This is a genomic window from Streptomyces sp. NBC_01232 (assembly GCF_035989885.1).
Taxonomy (GTDB): domain Bacteria; phylum Actinomycetota; class Actinomycetes; order Streptomycetales; family Streptomycetaceae; genus Streptomyces.
On record NZ_CP108518.1, the window covers coordinates 862,089 to 878,259 of the forward strand.

At 73.2% G+C, this 16,171-nt stretch carries 20 protein-coding genes; 7 read left to right on the top strand and 13 right to left on the bottom strand.

Annotated elements, in window-relative coordinates:
• Nucleotides 1-16: 16 nt before the first annotated feature.
• The 5 genes from OG444_RS04175 to OG444_RS04195 form a co-directional block, all read right to left on the bottom strand.
• Nucleotides 17-658: a GNAT family N-acetyltransferase gene (locus OG444_RS04175; protein WP_327260799.1), complete on the bottom strand. Its 642-nt coding sequence runs from the start codon at nucleotides 656-658 to the stop codon at nucleotides 17-19.
• A 211-nt stretch (nucleotides 659-869) separates the two neighbouring features.
• Nucleotides 870-1,379, bottom strand: a complete 510-nt coding sequence (locus OG444_RS04180; protein ID WP_327260800.1) for a DUF3291 domain-containing protein — start codon at nucleotides 1,377-1,379, stop codon at nucleotides 870-872.
• A gap of 31 nt (nucleotides 1,380-1,410) precedes the next feature.
• A complete protein-coding gene (locus OG444_RS04185; RefSeq protein WP_327260801.1) occupies nucleotides 1,411-2,127 on the bottom strand; it encodes a helix-turn-helix transcriptional regulator in 717 nt (238 codons plus the stop codon).
• An 82-nt stretch (nucleotides 2,128-2,209) separates the two neighbouring features.
• The gene (locus tag OG444_RS04190; RefSeq protein ID WP_327260802.1) at nucleotides 2,210-2,944 is read right to left on the bottom strand and encodes a response regulator transcription factor; all 735 of its coding nucleotides are present in this window, start codon (nucleotides 2,942-2,944) and stop codon (nucleotides 2,210-2,212) included.
• Nucleotides 2,941-3,789, bottom strand: a complete 849-nt coding sequence (locus OG444_RS04195; RefSeq protein ID WP_327260803.1) for a sensor histidine kinase — start codon at nucleotides 3,787-3,789, stop codon at nucleotides 2,941-2,943. The genes OG444_RS04190 and OG444_RS04195 overlap by 4 nt, the downstream gene beginning before the upstream one ends.
• 134 nt (nucleotides 3,790-3,923) lie before the next feature.
• On the opposite strand from OG444_RS04195, the gene OG444_RS04200 reads away from it, so the two are divergent.
• The 3 genes from OG444_RS04200 (at nucleotide 3,924) to OG444_RS04210 (ending at nucleotide 8,550) form a co-directional block, all read left to right on the top strand.
• Nucleotides 3,924-4,634, top strand: a complete 711-nt coding sequence (locus OG444_RS04200; RefSeq protein WP_327260804.1) for an ABC transporter ATP-binding protein — start codon at nucleotides 3,924-3,926, stop codon at nucleotides 4,632-4,634.
• Nucleotides 4,631-6,940, top strand: coding sequence for an ABC transporter permease (locus tag OG444_RS04205; protein WP_327260805.1), 2,310 nt, complete (start codon nucleotides 4,631-4,633; stop codon nucleotides 6,938-6,940). The genes OG444_RS04200 and OG444_RS04205 overlap by 4 nt, the downstream gene beginning before the upstream one ends.
• Nucleotides 6,941-7,053: 113 nt before the next feature.
• Nucleotides 7,054-8,550: a condensation domain-containing protein gene (locus OG444_RS04210; protein WP_327260806.1), complete on the top strand. Its 1,497-nt coding sequence runs from the start codon at nucleotides 7,054-7,056 to the stop codon at nucleotides 8,548-8,550.
• A 24-nt stretch (nucleotides 8,551-8,574) separates the two neighbouring features.
• Here OG444_RS04210 and OG444_RS04215 read toward each other — a convergent pair whose 3' ends face one another.
• The 4 genes from OG444_RS04215 to OG444_RS04230 all read right to left on the bottom strand — a co-directional run bounded on the left by OG444_RS04215 (nucleotide 8,575) and on the right by OG444_RS04230 (nucleotide 11,851).
• A complete protein-coding gene (locus OG444_RS04215; protein WP_327260807.1) occupies nucleotides 8,575-9,249 on the bottom strand; it encodes a hypothetical protein in 675 nt (224 codons plus the stop codon).
• Nucleotides 9,246-10,001, bottom strand: coding sequence for a TetR/AcrR family transcriptional regulator C-terminal domain-containing protein (locus tag OG444_RS04220; RefSeq protein WP_327260808.1), 756 nt, complete (start codon nucleotides 9,999-10,001; stop codon nucleotides 9,246-9,248). The genes OG444_RS04215 and OG444_RS04220 overlap by 4 nt, the downstream gene beginning before the upstream one ends.
• A 145-nt stretch (nucleotides 10,002-10,146) precedes the next feature.
• Nucleotides 10,147-11,367, bottom strand: a complete 1,221-nt coding sequence (locus tag OG444_RS04225; RefSeq protein ID WP_327266655.1) for an RNA polymerase sigma factor — start codon at nucleotides 11,365-11,367, stop codon at nucleotides 10,147-10,149.
• A gap of 124 nt (nucleotides 11,368-11,491) precedes the next feature.
• The gene (locus OG444_RS04230; RefSeq protein WP_327260809.1) at nucleotides 11,492-11,851 is read right to left on the bottom strand and encodes a YciI family protein; all 360 of its coding nucleotides are present in this window, start codon (nucleotides 11,849-11,851) and stop codon (nucleotides 11,492-11,494) included.
• A 234-nt stretch (nucleotides 11,852-12,085) separates the two neighbouring features.
• On the opposite strand from OG444_RS04230, the gene OG444_RS04235 reads away from it, so the two are divergent.
• Nucleotides 12,086-12,460 carry a DoxX family protein gene (locus tag OG444_RS04235; RefSeq protein WP_327260810.1) on the top strand — a complete coding sequence of 125 codons (375 nt, stop codon included), beginning with the start codon at nucleotides 12,086-12,088 and terminating at the stop codon, nucleotides 12,458-12,460.
• 58 nt (nucleotides 12,461-12,518) lie between these two features.
• Here OG444_RS04235 and OG444_RS04240 read toward each other — a convergent pair whose 3' ends face one another.
• Nucleotides 12,519-12,788, bottom strand: coding sequence for a hypothetical protein (locus OG444_RS04240; protein ID WP_327260811.1), 270 nt, complete (start codon nucleotides 12,786-12,788; stop codon nucleotides 12,519-12,521).
• 119 nt (nucleotides 12,789-12,907) lie between these two features.
• Here OG444_RS04240 and OG444_RS04245 point away from each other — a divergent pair, with 119 nt between their 5' ends.
• Entirely contained in the window at nucleotides 12,908-13,246 is a 339-nt protein-coding gene (locus OG444_RS04245) for a thioredoxin family protein (RefSeq protein WP_327260812.1), read from the top strand.
• Nucleotides 13,247-13,249: 3 nt separating this feature from the next.
• Here the strand turns inward: OG444_RS04245 and OG444_RS04250 are convergent, their stop codons facing one another.
• The gene (locus OG444_RS04250) at nucleotides 13,250-14,272 is read right to left on the bottom strand and encodes a BtrH N-terminal domain-containing protein (RefSeq protein ID WP_327260813.1); all 1,023 of its coding nucleotides are present in this window, start codon (nucleotides 14,270-14,272) and stop codon (nucleotides 13,250-13,252) included.
• Between the two features lie 98 nt (nucleotides 14,273-14,370).
• Here OG444_RS04250 and OG444_RS04255 point away from each other — a divergent pair, with 98 nt between their 5' ends.
• The gene (locus OG444_RS04255; RefSeq protein ID WP_327260814.1) at nucleotides 14,371-14,724 is read left to right on the top strand and encodes a DUF1304 domain-containing protein; all 354 of its coding nucleotides are present in this window, start codon (nucleotides 14,371-14,373) and stop codon (nucleotides 14,722-14,724) included.
• Nucleotides 14,721-15,341 carry a TetR/AcrR family transcriptional regulator gene (locus OG444_RS04260; protein WP_327260815.1) on the top strand — a complete coding sequence of 207 codons (621 nt, stop codon included), beginning with the start codon at nucleotides 14,721-14,723 and terminating at the stop codon, nucleotides 15,339-15,341. The genes OG444_RS04255 and OG444_RS04260 overlap by 4 nt, the downstream gene beginning before the upstream one ends.
• Here the strand turns inward: OG444_RS04260 and OG444_RS04265 are convergent.
• Both OG444_RS04265 and OG444_RS04270 read right to left on the bottom strand, forming a co-directional pair.
• Nucleotides 15,329-15,571, bottom strand: coding sequence for a hypothetical protein (locus tag OG444_RS04265; RefSeq protein WP_327260816.1), 243 nt, complete (start codon nucleotides 15,569-15,571; stop codon nucleotides 15,329-15,331). The genes OG444_RS04260 and OG444_RS04265 overlap by 13 nt on opposite strands.
• 253 nt (nucleotides 15,572-15,824) lie before the next feature.
• Complete coding sequence (locus OG444_RS04270; protein ID WP_327260817.1) at nucleotides 15,825-16,031, bottom strand: cold-shock protein; 207 nt, start codon at nucleotides 16,029-16,031, stop codon at nucleotides 15,825-15,827.
• Nucleotides 16,032-16,171: the final 140 nt, after the last annotated feature.

The window sequence follows — 16,171 nt, forward strand, 5'->3', positions numbered from 1 at the left end:
GCCGGCCTGCGTCGACCTAGGAGTGGCGGACGGCTGCCACGGCGGCCGGGAGTACGGCCGGGCGGTCGAGGAACGCGAGCACGGCCCGCTTCTGCGGGAGGTATATCTCGGGCAGGTCGATCTCCGGGAGGGTGATCTCGCCCTCCCGGACGAAGCCGAGCCGGTTCAGCAGGGCGAGTGCCTTGGCGTTGGAGGCGTCGGGCTCGGCGACCGCGCGCAGGACGGCCGGGTCGCGGAAGGCGAACCGGATGAGCGACCCGATCAGGGTCCTGCTGAATCCGGGCCGCGGCCGGCCGGTCATCGGGGCCAGCATCAGGTGGACGCCGATGTCGCCCTCCCGTACGGCGTAGCAGTCGCTGACCCGGTCCTCGGCGGGCTCGTACGTCTGGAAGAGTGCGACGGGTTCGTCGTCCAGCCGGACCATGAACGCGTGGTGCGTGTCCCGGCGGTCCACGTCCTCGTAGATCTCCTGGACCAGTTCCCGGCCGGCGCCGTTCATGCCCCAGAACTGCGCGCGCTCCTGGACGACCCAGGAGTGCAGCACGGCGGAGTCCGCGACGGGGTCGACCGGAGTGAAACGGACCGTGCCGAAGCCTTCGACGGTCTCGGTCATGACGTCCGCGCGCGGGGAGGGGAGGGAAGCGGACTCGGGTCTCATACGGGTTCCGTTTCTGCTGGGTCGCAAGGGCCGGCGAGGCCGGGAAGCTCTCGCACGACCCAGGTTAGGGTGCCCTAACTATAGGGGTCACTAGAAGAAGCTCCCGAAAGGGCCTCCGCCCCGCATGCGGAACCACAGGGTGCCGCGGCCGTGCACTTCTTGCGGCCCTGGCGGGCGCAGCAGGCGCGCTCCGCGGTGGACGCGTCGCCTGCTACACGGGCGCCGCGTTCCCGGACGGCGCCGGCTCCGCGCCGCGGGCGGCCTCGGCGGCGGTGTAGGAGGAGGCGAAGGTGAACGCGCGCGGGGACGGTCCGTTCGTCCGCAGGTCGGTCAGTCGCTCCAGGGCCTCACCCACGGTCGGCAGGTGTCCGGCGGGGACCCACCAGAGCACCAGGTGCGCCTCGATGTGCCGCTCGAACCATTCGCGGCGACGTCTCATCACCTCCAGGTGCCCGCTGCGGTAGGCGAAGTCCCACAGGGCCTCCTGGTTCTGCCACACCGACAGGTTGACGATGACGTCCTCCCCGGCCGGGCGCAGGCCGGTGGCGTCGGCCTCCCCCTCCTCCACGAGTCGCCACACGAAGCCGGTTGCGCCGTCGGCGGCGGCGTTGACCTCGTCGAGCATGTCGACGAACGGTGCCGTGCGCGGGTCGTCGATGGGGTGGAGGAGTGTGGCGACGTTGAGTTGGGCGAGGTGGAAGGCATGCGCGGGTGCGGTCATGGCCTCATATCAGCATGACCGCCCTTCTATGTCAACGATCTTTGTTTTTAGAAGCCTCGACCACCACGCAGCACTCCCCCGGCCGGGCGTCCATACGAGCGCGGACGGGCCCGTCCACGCCGAACAGCCCTTCCAGCAGTGCGAGGTTCATGCCGCAGACGAGCGGTGGGAAGCGCTCGGCGACGGCGTGGAAGGGGCAGTTGCGCATACGGACGACACGCTCGGCCGGCCCGGCCGCCCCGGCCACCGCCGCCGCGCCTTCGGCATCCTCGGCGTCCCCGTCGCCCGCCAGGTACGGCTCGTAGCCGCGGCCGGCCAGCATCTGCACGGCCTCTTCGAGGTCGCCGCAGGGCGGCGCCGAGCCCCGCAGGGCTTCGCCCCTGCGGCCCGCGGCCGCGCACAGCACCGCGTCCAGCCCCGCCTGCTCGGCGGCCTCGGCGAGCAGCTCGGCCGCGGTGAGGTAGTCGCGGCCGGGCAGCGACACCGACCGCTCGGCCCGTGCCCGCGTGTACACCTTGGCCGGACGGCCGGCCCCCGGACCCGAGCGACCCGTCAGACGGCGACTGCCGCTCTCCAGCAGGCCGGCCTCGGTCAGCCGGTCCAGATGGTGCGCGGCGAGCGTGCGCGCCACCCCGGCCGCCTCGGCGGCCTCGTTGCGGCCGACCTCGCGCCCCTGTGCCGCCACGTACTCGTACAGGCGGCGGCGCACCGGATCCTGCAGCATCGCGATCGCATCGATATCCTTCACGCGGTCATTCTAGGAACAACGCAGATAGGAAATAGAAAGACGAAACCCGCCACCGCGGGAACACCCTCCCCGGCCGGGACGGTCAGCCCGCGGGCTCCGGACGCGGTCCCGAGCGCGCCGCGGTGACCGAGCCGGGGGTCACCAGGCCCGTCTCGTAGGCGAGGACGACCGCCTGTGCCCGGTCGCGCAGCGACAGTTTCGCGAAGATCCGGGCCACGTGGGTCTTCACGGTGGCCTCGCTGAGCGTCAGTTCCCGCGCCAGCTCGGCGTTGGAGCGGCCGTGGCCCATCAGGGTCAGCACCTCGCGTTCGCGCGGGGTCAGCGCCGTCAGCTCGCGGGGTACGGAGTCCGCCGCGGCCCGGTCCGGGCCGGCCGCGCCCGGGCCGCAGCGTTCCACCAGGCGGCGGGTGATCGACGGGGAGAGCAGCGCGTCGCCGGTGCTGACCAGGCGGACGGCGGCGGCGAGGTGTTCGGGGGTGACGTCCTTGAGCAGGAAGCCGCTGGCCCCGGCGGCGAGGGCGGCGTACACGTACTGGTCGAGGTCGAAGGTGGTCAGCATGATCACCCGGCAGTACGGGGCTTCGGCGAGGATGCGCCGGGCCGCCTCCAGGCCGTCCATGTTCGGCATCCGTATGTCCAGCAGTACGACGTCGGGGCGCAGTCGGCGAACGGCCGCGACCGCTTCCACCCCGTCGGCCGCCACGCCGACCACGTCGATCCCGCGGGCGGTCAGGATCAGCCGGAAGCCGGTGCGGACCAGGTCCTGGTCGTCGGCGATCAGCACGCGGGGCGCCTGGGGCGCCTCCGGCGTGGTCACGGTCGCCCCAGCGGGAGCCGGGCGCGCACCCGGTAGCCGCCGCCGAGGCGGCGGCGGGCGTCGAGGTCGCCCCCGTAGACGGCGACGCGTTCGCGCAGTCCGATCAGTCCGCGGCCGGCGCCCTCGGTCTTCGGCCGGTCCCGGTCGCCGGCGGGCCGCGGTCCGGGGGCGCCTCCCGTCAGGACGCTGGGCCCGTCGCCCAGCACCTCCACGCGCAGCGCGTGCTCCTGGTACCGCACCGTCACCTCGGTCCTGCCTCCGTCTCCGTGTTTGAGCGCGTTCGTCAGCGCCTCCTGGATGATCCGGTACGCCGTGACGTCGATCCCGGCCGGGAGGGGGCGCGGGTCCCCGGACATCCGTACCTCCACCGGCAGTCCGGCGAAGGCGAACTCGTCGATCAGCCGGCTGAGCCGTGCGAGGCTCGGCTGTGGCGCGAGCCGGTCGGCCGGGGCCCCGTACGGTTCGTCCGCGCCGTCCTGGGCGGGGGCCAGGAGCCCCAGCAGGTGGCGCAGTTCGGTCATCGTGTTGCGCCCGGCCCGCTCCACGGCGGCCATCGCCGCCGCGGCCTCGTCGGGCATCGTGGTGAGCACCTCGCGTGCGGCCCCGGCCTGGACCACCATCAGGCTCACGTTGTGGCTGACGATGTCGTGGAGCTCCGCCGCGATCCTGGCCCGTTCGGCGTCGACGGCCGTACCGGCCGCGCTCTCGCGCTCCCGCTCCAGCAGCCAGCCGCGTTCCTCGAGCGCCCTGCGGTGGCCGCGCCGGGCGCGCAGCAGGGCGACGGCGAGCGCGCCGGCCACGGCCGCGGAGCCGCAGGCCGCGACCACGGCGATGATCAGTCCCACCCCGAACTCCCCCACCTCGTAGGCCTGGAGGCCATTCTGCCGGACGGTCCGCGTACATCTCCGGGATGACCCGCTCGGACGGTTACATCCGGGGGCCGACGCACCGCGGCCGGGCGCCGTCTTAGGTTCGGGCCATGACAACTGATCACGACATTGCGCGGCAGGTCGTCGTACGGCTGGACGGTGTGCACAAGGAGTACGGCGACGCGAAGGCCCTGGACGGGCTGTCGCTGGAGATCCGGGCCGGGGACGCGGTGGCCGTGATGGGCCCCTCCGGCTGCGGCAAGTCCACGCTGCTCAACATGGTGGCCGGGCTCGACCGGCCGACGTCGGGCACCGTCGAGGTGCAGGGCCAGGACCTGGGCGGGCTGAACGAGACCGGACTGGCGCTGTTCCGGCGCCGGCACATCGGAATGATCTTCCAGTTCTTCAACCTGATCGACGACCTGCCCGTCCTGGACAACGTGGCGCTGGCCGCCCAGCTGACGGGCACTCCCGCCCGGCAGGCGCGCCGCCGGGCCCTGGAGCTCCTCGACGAGCTCGGCGTGGCCGGCCGTCGCAACAACTATCCGGCGACGCTCAGCGGGGGTGAGCGCCAGCGGGTGTCCGTGGCACGGGCCCTGATGAACCGTCCGGCGCTGCTGCTGGCGGACGAGCCGACCGGAGCCCTCGACAGCCGCTCGGGCGAGCAGGTGATGGACCTGCTGATCGACCTCAACCAGATCGGCCAGACCCTGCTGATCGTCACCCACGACCCGCAGTTGGCCGCCCGGTGCGCGAGCCGTCTGGTCGAGGTGGCCGACGGCCGGGTCGCCCGGCAGAGCGCGCTGGAGGCGACCGCGTGAGCGCCGTGTGGCGGGCCTCGCGCGCAGCGGTGAGACGCCGCAGGCTCCAGACCTTCGTCATCGGACTCGTCGTGCTCTGCTCGACCACGACCGTCCTCCTCGCGCTGGGGCTGCTCGACGCGGCCTCCAGCCCCTTCGACAGGGCGTACGCCGCCCAGCGCGGGGCGCACACCGTGGCGACCTTCGACACCGCGAAGGTCTCGCCCGGACAGCTGGAGCGGACGGCCCGGCAGCCCGGGGTGGAGGCCGCCGCGGGTCCGTTCGGGCAGGGCGTCGTGGACGTCCCCGAGGGCTGGCTCTGGATGTCCGGCGGCTCCCTCACGGTGGTGGGCCGGGCCGACCCGGGGGGCCCGGTGGACCGGATCGAGCTGCTGGAGGGCCACTGGGCGACGGCGCCCGGCGAGATCGTCGTCGGCTGGCCCTCAAACGGCTCGCCCGGACCACGCATGCTGGGAACCCGGCTCCCGGTGCCGGGTGGCGCGCCGCTGACCGTCGTGGGGTTCGCGGCCAGCATGACCAAGTCGGCGAGTGCGTGGGTGACGCCCGAACAGATGGCGGCGATGCGTCCGTCCGCCGCGCAGATGCTCTACCGCTTCTCGGACTCCTCGACCGACGCCCGGCTGGCCTCCTCGCTGGCCCGGGCGACCTCGGGAGTGCCCGAAGGGGCGCTGACCAGCGCGCAGACCCACTTGGCCCTGAAGGAGGCCTTTTCGGCGCTGGCCGACGCCTACCTCCCCTTCATGACCCTGTTCGGCGTCCTCGGCCTCCTGGTGTCCGCGCTGATCGTGGGGAACGTCGTCAGTGGGGCGGTCGTTTCCGGGTACCGGCACATCGGCGTGCTCAAGGCCCTGGGGTTCACCCCGAACCAGGTCGTCGCGGTGTACCTGACGATGATGGCCGTGCCTGCGGTCGTCGGCGCCGTCCTCGGCACCCTGCTCGGCAACGCACTGGCCGACCCCATCCTCAACGTCGCGTTCTCCGGCATCGAGACGGGCCGGGCCGCCGTCGGTGAGGTGGGCGCCTGGGTGTCCGCCGTCTGCCTGCTGGGGATGCCGGCCCTCGTCCTGCTCACCGCCCTGGTCCCGGCGCTGCGGGCGCACCGGCTGTCCGCGGCCCGGGCGATCAGCGCGGGCGGGGCCCCCCGGACCGGGCGCGGGCTGCGCGTCCAGCGCCTGCTCGGAGCCACTCCGCTGCCGCGCCCGGTCAGCCTGGGTCTGGGCCAGCCGTTCGCCCGGCCCGGCCGTACGCTGCTGACGATGGCGGCGATCGTCCTCGGGGTCACCACGGTCACCCTGGCGACCGGACTGACCAGCACGATGCTCGCGTTCGGCGAGGCCGGGCGGGGGCAGCCCGGTGCCCGGATCCATGTGGAGGCGGGAGGGCCGCGCAACGGCCGGCCCGCTCCCCCGCTCGGTGACGTGGCGACCGAGGAACGGCTGCGGTCCCTGCCGGGCGCCGCGGCGGTACGGGCCCGCGCACTGGCCCGGGTGAGCCTGACCGGGCAGTCCCGGCCCGTCTTCGCCAACTTCTACCGCGGGGACGACGCCTCGGCCGCCGGCCGGATCGCCAGGGGCCGCGAGGCGCGGGCAGCCGGCGAGGTCACGGCCGGGCCCGCCTTCCTGACCCAGCACGGGCTGAAGGTCGGCGACCGGGTCACCCTGGCGATGAACGGCCGGCAGGTGACCACGAGCGTCGTGGGCGAGCTGGTGGAGGGCAACGCGCAGGCCCTGGACGCCACCTGGCCGACCCTCGTCCAGCTGTCGCCGGACGCCCGTGCTGCCGAGTACGAGGTGCGCCTCGTGCCCGGGGCTGATGCCCGGGCCTACGCCGAGGCGGCCGGGGCGGCCGACCCGGGGCTGCGCGTGTCCGTGCTGGACAACCGGAACGCCGCCACCACCACCGTCGTCGCCTTCTCGTCCGTGTTCACCGTGCTGCTGAGCATCGTCGCGGCGCTCGGCGTCTTCAACACGGTCCTGCTGAGCACCCGGGAGCGCCGCCGGGACCTCGGCACGCTCAAGTCGATCGGGATGACCCCGCGGCAGGTCGTCGCGATGACCGTGACCTCGGTGGCGGGAGTGGGCGCGGTCGGCGGACTGCTCGGCGTCCCGCTCGGGATGGTCGCGCACCGGCTGCTCGTGGACAACGTCGGGGTGGTCACCTTCCCGGAGTCGATGAAGGACGTCTGGCATGCCCCGCACATGACCGGCCTGCTGCTGGCGGGCGTAGCGATCTCCCTTCTCGGCGCGCTGGTTCCGGCCCGGTCTGCGGCCCGGATGACCATCGCGGCGGCCCTGCACACCGAGTAGGGCCCGCCCGCAAGAAGACCCCGACCCGGCCTGCCCCGAGGGATTTCGTCACCTCCCCGGGCTGGGGGTCGTTAGGGCCTGGGGGTTGACTCGGGGGTCGAAGGGATGACGGAATGCGGCAATTTCCTCTGGAGATGCACCACATGGCACCCGGACGGGTGGTGGAGTGGCGACTCGGGTCCACGGCGGCGGAGGCCGGCGGCCCGGGTGCTCCGGGCGACGCCGGAGACCCGGCGGGCAGGATGGCGTCCTTCAACCAGGACAAGCACTTCACCGTCGCCGAGGAGAGCAGGGCCGCCGACGACCCGGTCGCGTCCTGGGTCGCGGTGACCTTCGAGGTGACCGGCCCGCTCGACGAGCGGGCCCTGGCGCAGTCCCTGCTCGCCTTCGTCCAGCGGCACGAGGTCCTGCGGTGCGCGTTCCGGCGCCTGGCCGGCGAGGTGGCGTGCGAGCCGTTCGACCCGGCCGGACTGACCCTCGAAGCCCAGCAGGTAGGTGAGTTCGGGTCGTCCGAGCAGCTGGGCGCCTTCCTCGTCGAGCGGTTCAAGCGGAGCATCGACACGCTTTCCTGGCCGCTGTTCATCATGGGGGCGGTGGTGCGCGAGGAGTCCTCGACGGTCTACCTCGCCTTCGACCACATCGTCTGCGACGGCATGTCGATGCCGATCGTGGCCCGCGAAGTGTCGACCGGGTACGAGGCCCTGTGCCGCGGCGAGAGCGTCGAACTGCCGCCCGCCCCCAGCTATCTCGACTTCGCCGAGGAGCAGCGCCGCCGCTACCTGTCCATCGACGACCGCGACGAACGCCTCGGCCACTGGAAGGCGTTCATGGGGCAGGAGGGTGAGTTCTTCCCCCGCTTCCCCCTCGACCTCGGCGTCGAGCCGGGCCGGATGTACCCGATCGTCAACGAGGCCTCCACGCTCCTGGACGCCGCCGAGGCCGAGGTGTTCGAGAAGACCTGTCTGGCGGTCGACGGCAAACCGTTCATGGGGGTGCTGGCGTCCGTCGCCGTCTGCCTGCGCGAGGCCGGCGGCCCGGGCGTCTACCGCGGCCTCATGCCGGTCAGTGAGCGCGGCCGGGACACCTGGGCGCATTCGGTGGGCTGGTTCGTCAACACGCTGCCCATCGAGTTCGACGCCTCGCCCGGCCGGGACTTCGCCCAGGTCATGGCATCCGTCCGGGCCGGTTTCACAGAGATGATGGGCCATCTCGACGTCCCGTTCGTACGGGCATGGGAGTTGCTGGCGCCCAAGGAGTTCGCCGCCCGTTCCTGGCCGTACCCGGTGAACTTCTTCTCGTACATCGACATGCGCAAGTGTCCCGGGGCCGAGCGCCACGACGAGTGGCGGCCCACCACCCACGTGTGGTCGGCGCGCGCCAACGGGGCCTGTTCCTGGTTCCAGCGGGACGCGGAGGGAATGCACATGAACTCGCTCTACGTCGACACCCCGGCGGCCCGCCGGACCATGGGCGAATTCCAGGAGGCGCTGCGCCTGACCGTCCAGGGGATCGCGCGCTCGGGCGGCTTCCGCCGGCCCATCGCGCTGACCGCGCCGCGGCGGCCCGTGCGGACCCCGCTGGACGTGGCCGCGTTCGCCCGGCGCGGCTGAGCCGCCGCCCCGCGACCGGGCCGGTCAGGCCGGGCGGGAGGCCGCCCGCAGACCGGCTCGCGGGGTGCGCCGCAGCAGGGCGATCCCGACGGCGCAGGCCCAGTAGACGAACAGGGCGGCGGTCATCGCCGTGTTGCCCCAGCCCACGGCGCTGTAGAAGCGGGCGGCGTCCGTCCCGAAGAACAGGGAGGGCACGAAGGCGAGGTTGACGGCCGCGATGGCGTGGGCCGTGTACCCGGTCCAGCGCGGCAGGATCCCGGCGCGCAGGATCGCGTACCCGGCGGCGGCCAGCAGGACCGCCGTCAGCAGCCGGGCGGCCGATCCGTGCAGCAGCATGTTGGCGTGGGCGAGCGGGCCGTCCACGGTCGGGTCGAGGCCCCCGCCGGGGTTCTCAAGGACGATGCCCGCCTCGACGGACGCGGCGACCAGGGTGACGGTCACGTAGGCCAGCCCGGCGCCGAAGACCACGGTGGCGAGCCAGTCGAAGGCGGGGCCCGCGCCGCGGATGACGTGGCGCAGGCCTGCGAGGAAGCCCAACAGGGCGGCGCAGGTGAGGAGGTTGAGGAGGATCCGGGCCAGGACGTTGCCGGCGGGCGGCGGTCCCGGGTGGACGAAGTACAGCGGTACGGCGACGGCGGCGAGGGCGCCCGCCGATATGCCGCACAGACCCACGAGCCGTAAGACGTGGTTCTCGTTCATCCGTTTCCTTCCTTGGCGGGTGAGGAGCTCTCGATGCCGTCGAGCAGCCGCGCGATGCCGCAGGCGACGATCGGTTCGACCGCACCGTCCTCGTCCTCCCCCAGGCCCGGCTCGCCCGCGAGTGCGCAGAGCGTGGGGAAGTTCCCGGGGTCGAGGCGCTCGGCGAGGATCCGTCCGTACGAGGCGGCGCCGGCCGGATCGAGTTCGGTGGCGATCCGTGCCAGGTCGCGCACGGCGCCGGAGATGAAGGTGGCGAGCGGGATCAGTTCGCCGCGGCCGGCGCCCGAGCGGGCCAGGGGGCTCAGCAGCGCTTCGAACCAAGCGAGTTCGTTCGGTCCGACCGGGGCGCTCGCCGTCGGGATCCGCACCATCCACGGGTGGCGTCCGTACGTGGACCAGAGCGCGTCGACCCAGGCCTCGACCTCGGCGCGCCACCCCTCCCCGGTGGCCGCGGGCGGGCGGCCGGCGGCGGCGTCGGCCATCGCCGCGAGCAGGTGTTCGCGGCCGGGCACGTGGCGGTAGAGGGCCATCGCCGTGCAGCCCAGCTCGGTGGCCACACGCTGCATCGACAGTGCGTCCAGCCCGTCGGCGTCGACGACGGCGACGGCCGCGTCGACGATCCGGCGCGGCGTGAGGCGCGGGCGGCCGTCGGCCGTCCGCTCGGCGCCCACGCGCCAGAGCAGGTCGGCGACGGTGGCGAGATCGGGCGGGGCGGCGGATCCGCCGCCCGGGCGGCGGGGCGCAGGGGACATCGGGGCCTTCCTCTCCGACTGGCGTGGATGTTTACTTCATACACAAAGTATATGGCGTAAACATGCAGGGCAAGAGGAAACTCAGGACGGGTCCAAGGAGGGGCCTGAACGGGCTCCCCGGCCTCCCGCCGCACTCCCCACGGGATCAGAGGCGGGCCGCGCGGCCCAGCAGCAGGGTCCGTTCCTGTTCGTTGCGCGTGAGCGAGGCCGCCCGCTCGAACTCCGCGCGGGCCTCTGCCGTCCGGCCCAGCCGCTCCAGCAGGTCGCCCCGTACGCTCGGCAGCAAGTGGTAGGCGCTCAGGGCCGGTTCTTGCGCCAGGGCGTCGACGAGCGGCAGAGCCGCCTCCGGCCCCTCGGCCATCGAGACCGCGACCGCCCGGTTCAGCTCCACCACCGGGGACGGGACCAGCCGGACGAGCCGCCCGTACAGTGCGGCGATCCTCGGCCAGTCCGTTTCCTCGTAACGGACCGCCGCCGCGTGGCAGCCGGCGATGGCGGCCTGGACGGAGTACGGGCCGCTCCCGGCCCGGCCCAGCGCCCGGGCTCCGCGGTGGATGAGCATGCGGTTCCATCTGGCCCGGTTCTGGTCGGCGAGCAGCACCGGTTCCCCGTCGGGGCCGGTGCGGGCGGCGATCCGGGAGGCCTGGAACTCCAGCAGCGCGGTCAGGCCGTGCACCTCGGGCTCCTTGGGCATCAGGGCGGCCAGTACGCGGGCCAGGCGCAGGGCGTCCTCGCACAGGGCGGGGCGGACGAGGTCGTCCCCGGCGGTGGCCGAGTACCCCTCGTTGAAGACGAGGTAGATGACCTCCAGGACCGAGGAGAGCCGCCCCTCGCGGTCGGCGCCGTACGGGACCTCGAAGGGCACCCCGGCCTTGGCCAGGGCCCGCTTCGCCCGGACGATGCGCTGGGCGACGGTGGCCTCGGAGGTGAGGAAGGCTCGGGCGATCTCCGGGGTGGTCAGCCCTCCCATCAGGCGCAGGGTGAGCGCGATCCTCGCCTCGGTGGCGAGGACGGGGTGGCAGGAGGTGAAGATCAGGCGCAGCAGGTCGTCGTCGATGTCCTCGGGGTCGGCCGGTTCGGGAGGCGGTGGCACCTCCTCCAGGGTCCGGCCGACCTCCGCGAGCTTGCGGGCGTACGTCTCCTTGCGGCGGACGAGGTCGATCGCGCGGTGTTTGGCGGTGGCCGTGAGCCAGGCGCCCGGCCGGTCCGGGACGCCCGTCTGCGGCCACTGCTCCAGCGCCGCGACGAGGGCGTCCTGGGCGATCTCCTCGGCGATGCCGACGTCCCGCACGATGCGGGCGACACCGGCGATGATTCGCGCGGACTCGATCCTGAACACCGCTTCGACCGCCTGGGCCGCGCTCACTGCCGTCACGGCCACCCATCAGAGCAGCCGTGACGAGGCAGGGCAAACACGGCGCGGGCGCGCCGTCGCCGCATCCGCGGTCTCACATGTGCGGTCTCACATGTGCGGGGTCACGTCCGCGGGGTCACATCTCCTGGATCTCCCGGACCTCGGCGCTCACGTTCCACTCCGCCGGGTGGATCTCGAGGAACCGCCGGGTCCACTCCATGGCCTCGGCCTTGTCCTTGCACTGGGTGAGGGAGTAGCCGCCGACGACCTCCTTGGTCTCGGTGAACGGACCGTCGGTGTAGCTGATCTTCCCGCCGGACCAGCTCAGGCGGGTCGCCTCGGAGGTGGGGAGCAGCCCGGCGGTGTCGAGCATGACCCCGGCCTTGGTGATCTCCTCCATGAGGGCGCCCATCCGCTGCTCGAACTCGGGCGGGAAGGTGGTGTCGGTGGGGAGCTCCCGCTCGTTGATGCGGATCATCGTCAGAAAGCGCGGCATGGTGACTCCTCGGTCGGGAGGGCGGGGTCGTTCCCCGCCTCTCACCCCTGCGTCGAACGGGAGACGCCCGGATCGACAGCCTCCGGGAAATTCTTCGAAGAATCTTCCGGGGCGGCCACCCGGTGCGGATCCGCGCCACGCTGAGATGGTGCGGCCCGACTTCACGGGAGCTCGACCACGAGTGGCTACTCGTGAGTAGGATCGCGGGCCCAGGCACCTTCGAGAGGACCCCCGATGCCACGCGTCTCCTCCCCCCTCATGCTGGCCGGTCTGCTGGCCGGAGCCGCGGTCGCCCACGCGGTCGCACCCAGGCAGTTCGACGCGATCGTGCCCCGTTCGCTGCCGGGCACGCCGCGGCAGTGGACGTACGCCAGCGGAGCGGCCGAACTCGCCCTCGCCGTCGGCGTCGCCCATCCGCGCACCCGCCGGGTGGCCGCGCTGGCCACGGCGGCGTTCTTCGTCGGGGTGTTCCCTGCGAACGTGAAGATGGCGGCCGACGCACGCCGCCGCTCCCCCGCCGTCCGGGCCGTGGCGCTCGGCCGGCTGCCGCTCCAGGTACCGCTCGTGCTCTGGGCCCGCAAGGTGAGCCGGGGCGCCGGAGCCCGCTGAGCCGGCCTCCGGGCCGCGTGCTGCACCGCCCCGGCCCGCCCCATGCCCGCCCGAGCCGTCAGCGGCTGTCACCGGCCCAGTCCCAGCGGCCGGGGTCTCCCGTACGGCGGCGGTAGTGGGCACGGCCACCCGCTCCGTAGCGCCCTATCTCGGTGGGGAGTCTGGCCTCCTCGGCGAGCTGGGGCGCGCTCCAGCCTGTGATGTCCAGGAGGAGTCCGTCCAGCGGCCCGCCGACCAGCTCGCCGTAACTGCGGCCGGGGCGCGGTCCGGGGTCGGGGTCCTCATGGTCGGCGCCGTAGACCCGGCGCCGGAGCATCCTGTCGTCCATACCGCCCAGCTTCACAGCCGCCACTGACAACGGGCCCGGCGGCCGCCGGGTCGTGCGGCGGCGATGATGGGGGCCGCCTCCCCGATCGGGGGGAGGCGCAGGAGCGAGGAGCGACACGCATGGCACGTCGGGTGCACCAGCCACTGGAGAACCATGAGTTCGACTTCATCCTCTCGATGACGCCGGGGCCCGTTCTCGCGTACTTCTGCGGCACGTGGCCCAAGGCCGTCGAGGCGTGCCGCGCGATGGACGCCGTCGTCGGCGATCTGAGCGAGGAGTACGGGACGCGGTTCACCGCGGTCCGCACCGACATGACCCGCTGCCCCGAGCCGACCAGGCGTTACGGGGTGACGGGCGCGCCGACCGCCGTGCTCATCAAGGACGGCGAGGCGGTCGCGAGCCAGGCGGGGCCGATGACGCGCGAGGAGTTCCGGGCGTTCCTGGACGCCCATCTCTGAGGTTCAGAGCAGGGCGGCGGCGGCCCGGCGTTCCAGGGCGAGGCAGCCGTCGACCAGGCCGGCGAACTCGTCGAAGAGGGCGCGCCGTCCCGCGGCGTCCGCGTCCGGGCCGGCTCCGCGTGCGAGGGTCGCGAGGCGTGACCAGTGGACGGCCGATTCCCGGAACAGGGCGGCCGCCTCGGACCGTCCCACGAGGTCGAGGAAGTCCGCGTAGAGCGGGCGGGTGGCGCCGGGGGCCGTCCATTCCTCCTCCAGGCACGCGTACAGCCTCCGGGTCCCGGCGAGGAAGGCCTCCGGCGCCCCGAAGCGTCGCTCCCATCCGGTCCTGGTGCGGACGTCGCGCAGCTGGGCGGCGAGCTTCTCCATGCCCGAGAAGCCGAAGTTGACGTCGAACCTGTTGCCCAGCACCGGTCCGGTGAGGCGGGCAGCCGTGGCGGCCACGGCCCCGTCGACATCGGGCTCCCCCTCGGCGGGGCCGGTGGGCACGACCATCCGGTGGCGGCCCTTGCGGTACCCGGACCAGGCGGCGCCGAACTCCAGCATGTCGATCCCGTACGGGTCGGGAGCCCCGTCCTCGACGTGGAGGACGTCGCCGTCGTACCCGGCGAGCACCACGGTGTACGGATCGGCTCCGGCCATCTCGTCCGGGACTCCGCCGTGCCACGGGAGCCGGGACCGGTCGACGTTGCAGAACACCGGCCGTCCCGCGTCGAGGGCGGCGTGCACCCGGTCCCAGCGGGGCCGGGAGCTGTGGGTGACCTCGTAGGGGACGCGGAGCCGGTCGAGGGCGGATTCGACCCAGGGGTCGGGATGGGCCTGCGCGACGATCGTCAGCAGGGGCGGGTGTCCGGCGTACTCGAAGACGAAGTACATGAAGCCGATTCCGCCCGCGAGGCCCGCGACGAGTTCCTCCTCGTGCGCACTGCCGAGTGCGTGCCGGACGAGGGAGCTCTCACGGTGGCGCCCGGTGCCGAAGTCCTCGTAGAGGAGTCCGGCGGGCTTGGGCCGGGGTGACTGCTCGGTCATCGGGCCAGCGTAGCCGCGGGGTCCGACAGTCGGATTTCCTGTACAGTTGTCCAGGAAATACCGACCCGTAACAAAGACTTCGAGAAGTGGAGGCGGCCATGCACACGGTCGCTCAGACCCTGACCGGCCTGGTGGCCGCGCTGCACGCGTACTTCATGGTCCTGGAGATGTTCCTGTGGCAGCGGCCCCCGGGCCGCGCACTGTCCGGCTTCGACGCGGACACCGCCCGCCTGACCGCGCCGCTGGCCGCCAACCAGGGCCTCTACAACGGCTTCCTCGCCGCCGGCCTGGTCTGGTCGCTCGTCATCGACTCGCTCGCCACACAGATCTTCTTCCTCGTCTGCGTGATCATCGCCGGGGTGTACGGGGCCGCGACCGCCAACCGCCGGATCCTCGTCGCCCAGGCCCTGCCCGGCGCCCTGGCCCTCGGCGCGGCGCTGCTGGCCGCGTGAGCCCGCAGGACCCGCGTGCGCAGGACCCGCGCACTGCGCGTACGAAGGGGCGGCTGCGCGAGAGCCTGCTGGCGGAGTGCGCCGACCGGCCTCTCGCCGAGGTCAGCGTCTCGGCGGTGGTCCGCCGGGCCGGCATCGGCCGCGCCACCTTCTACCTGCACTACGAGGACCTCACCGCGCTCGCCGTGGACGCGTGCGCGGACGTGGTGCACGCGGCGGTCGACGCCCTGCACGCCTGGCAGACCGGCCCGGCGGCGCTTGCGCCCGCACGGCCTCCCTCCGCGCTGGCCGGGTTCCTCGCGGATGCGGCCGGCCGGGCGCCGCTGTACCGGACCCTGCTGCTCCCGGGCGGTGGGGGCCCGCTCGGCGACCGCCTGCACCGGGAGCTGCGGGCCCGGGCCCGCGCGGAGCGGGCGGCGGTGGGCGCCCCGTACCCGGACCTCGTCGCGTCGGCGGTCGCGGCCGCCTTCACCGGCGTCCTCGCGGACTGGCTGCACGAGGACGTCGCGGCGGAACCGGAGGCGCTCGCGGACCATCTGTGGGCGCTGCTTCTCGCCCTCCACCGGGCCATCGGGCCCGGCCGCGGACCGGAGGCACAGGCGGCTCAGGTCTCGTAGCTGGCCTCGAACACCCGCGTGACCTCCCATCGGGGGATGTCCGGGAGGTCGTCGAGGACCCAGCCCCCGCTGTCGTCGGACTCCACCAGCGGGGTGACGTCACCGGGCCCCGGCATCGCCCCTGCGGCGAACGCGCCGGAGGAGAGCGAGAGCCCTCCGGCCATCAGGGCGATCGCGGCCGAGAGCAGAACGAGGCGCGGGGTCCGGGTGCGGATGCGAATGCGGGCCATGGGTGCGCTCCTTGCACAGGAGCCCCGTCGGGGCTGTCACGGACGATGCGGAGGCGCCACTTGTCGTGCGTGGACTCCTCCCTTCCATGGGGCCCGAACGGACGCACCGTGTCATGCCGCGGCATCTCGGGACTTGACGTCCCGGCCGGCCGCCCCCGCCCCCCTCGGCCGCGCCGGGGAGGCGCAGGACGCACGAAGCCCCGCCGGGCGGACCGGCGGGGCTTCGTTTCACGGGCACGCCCCGTGAAGTGGACTAGCCGAGGGGAACCACCCGCTCAGCCTGCGGACCCTTGGGGCCCTGGGAGACGGAGTACTCGACGCGCGCGTTCTCCTCCAGCGACTTGAACCCGGTGGTCTCGATCGCGGAGAAGTGCACGAACACGTCGGGGCCGCCGTCGTCCTGCTGGATGAAGCCGAAGCCCTTCTCCGAGTTGAACCACTTCACGATGCCTGTTGCCATCTGGCTGATCCTTCACAACGTTCCACTGCGGGCCGCACACGCGGCCGTCTCGATCCTGCCCAACGGTCCTCCGGAGCACACGCTGAACGCGGCCAACCGGGGCGCGGCGCGCATTCGAACTTCCGACCGCCCCGTCCGTG

Excerpts from the sequence above, each read along its gene's own strand:
- OG444_RS04175 (WP_327260799.1), bottom strand. The coding sequence starts at position 658 with ATGAGACCCGAGTCCGCTTCCCTCCCCTCCCCGCGCGCGGACGTCATG.
- OG444_RS04180 (WP_327260800.1), bottom strand. The coding sequence starts at position 1,379 with ATGACCGCACCCGCGCATGCCTTCCACCTCGCCCAACTCAACGTCGCC.
- OG444_RS04200 (WP_327260804.1), top strand. The coding sequence starts at position 3,924 with ATGACAACTGATCACGACATTGCGCGGCAGGTCGTCGTACGGCTGGAC.
- OG444_RS04210 (WP_327260806.1), top strand. The coding sequence starts at position 7,054 with ATGCGGCAATTTCCTCTGGAGATGCACCACATGGCACCCGGACGGGTG.
- OG444_RS04215 (WP_327260807.1), bottom strand. The coding sequence starts at position 9,249 with ATGAACGAGAACCACGTCTTACGGCTCGTGGGTCTGTGCGGCATATCG.
- OG444_RS04220 (WP_327260808.1), bottom strand. The coding sequence starts at position 10,001 with ATGTCCCCTGCGCCCCGCCGCCCGGGCGGCGGATCCGCCGCCCCGCCC.
- OG444_RS04230 (WP_327260809.1), bottom strand. The coding sequence starts at position 11,851 with ATGCCGCGCTTTCTGACGATGATCCGCATCAACGAGCGGGAGCTCCCC.
- OG444_RS04235 (WP_327260810.1), top strand. The coding sequence starts at position 12,086 with ATGCCACGCGTCTCCTCCCCCCTCATGCTGGCCGGTCTGCTGGCCGGA.
- OG444_RS04240 (WP_327260811.1), bottom strand. The coding sequence starts at position 12,788 with ATGGACGACAGGATGCTCCGGCGCCGGGTCTACGGCGCCGACCATGAG.
- OG444_RS04245 (WP_327260812.1), top strand. The coding sequence starts at position 12,908 with ATGGCACGTCGGGTGCACCAGCCACTGGAGAACCATGAGTTCGACTTC.
- OG444_RS04250 (WP_327260813.1), bottom strand. The coding sequence starts at position 14,272 with ATGACCGAGCAGTCACCCCGGCCCAAGCCCGCCGGACTCCTCTACGAG.
- OG444_RS04255 (WP_327260814.1), top strand. The coding sequence starts at position 14,371 with ATGCACACGGTCGCTCAGACCCTGACCGGCCTGGTGGCCGCGCTGCAC.
- OG444_RS04265 (WP_327260816.1), bottom strand. The coding sequence starts at position 15,571 with ATGGCCCGCATTCGCATCCGCACCCGGACCCCGCGCCTCGTTCTGCTC.
- OG444_RS04270 (WP_327260817.1), bottom strand. The coding sequence starts at position 16,031 with ATGGCAACAGGCATCGTGAAGTGGTTCAACTCGGAGAAGGGCTTCGGC.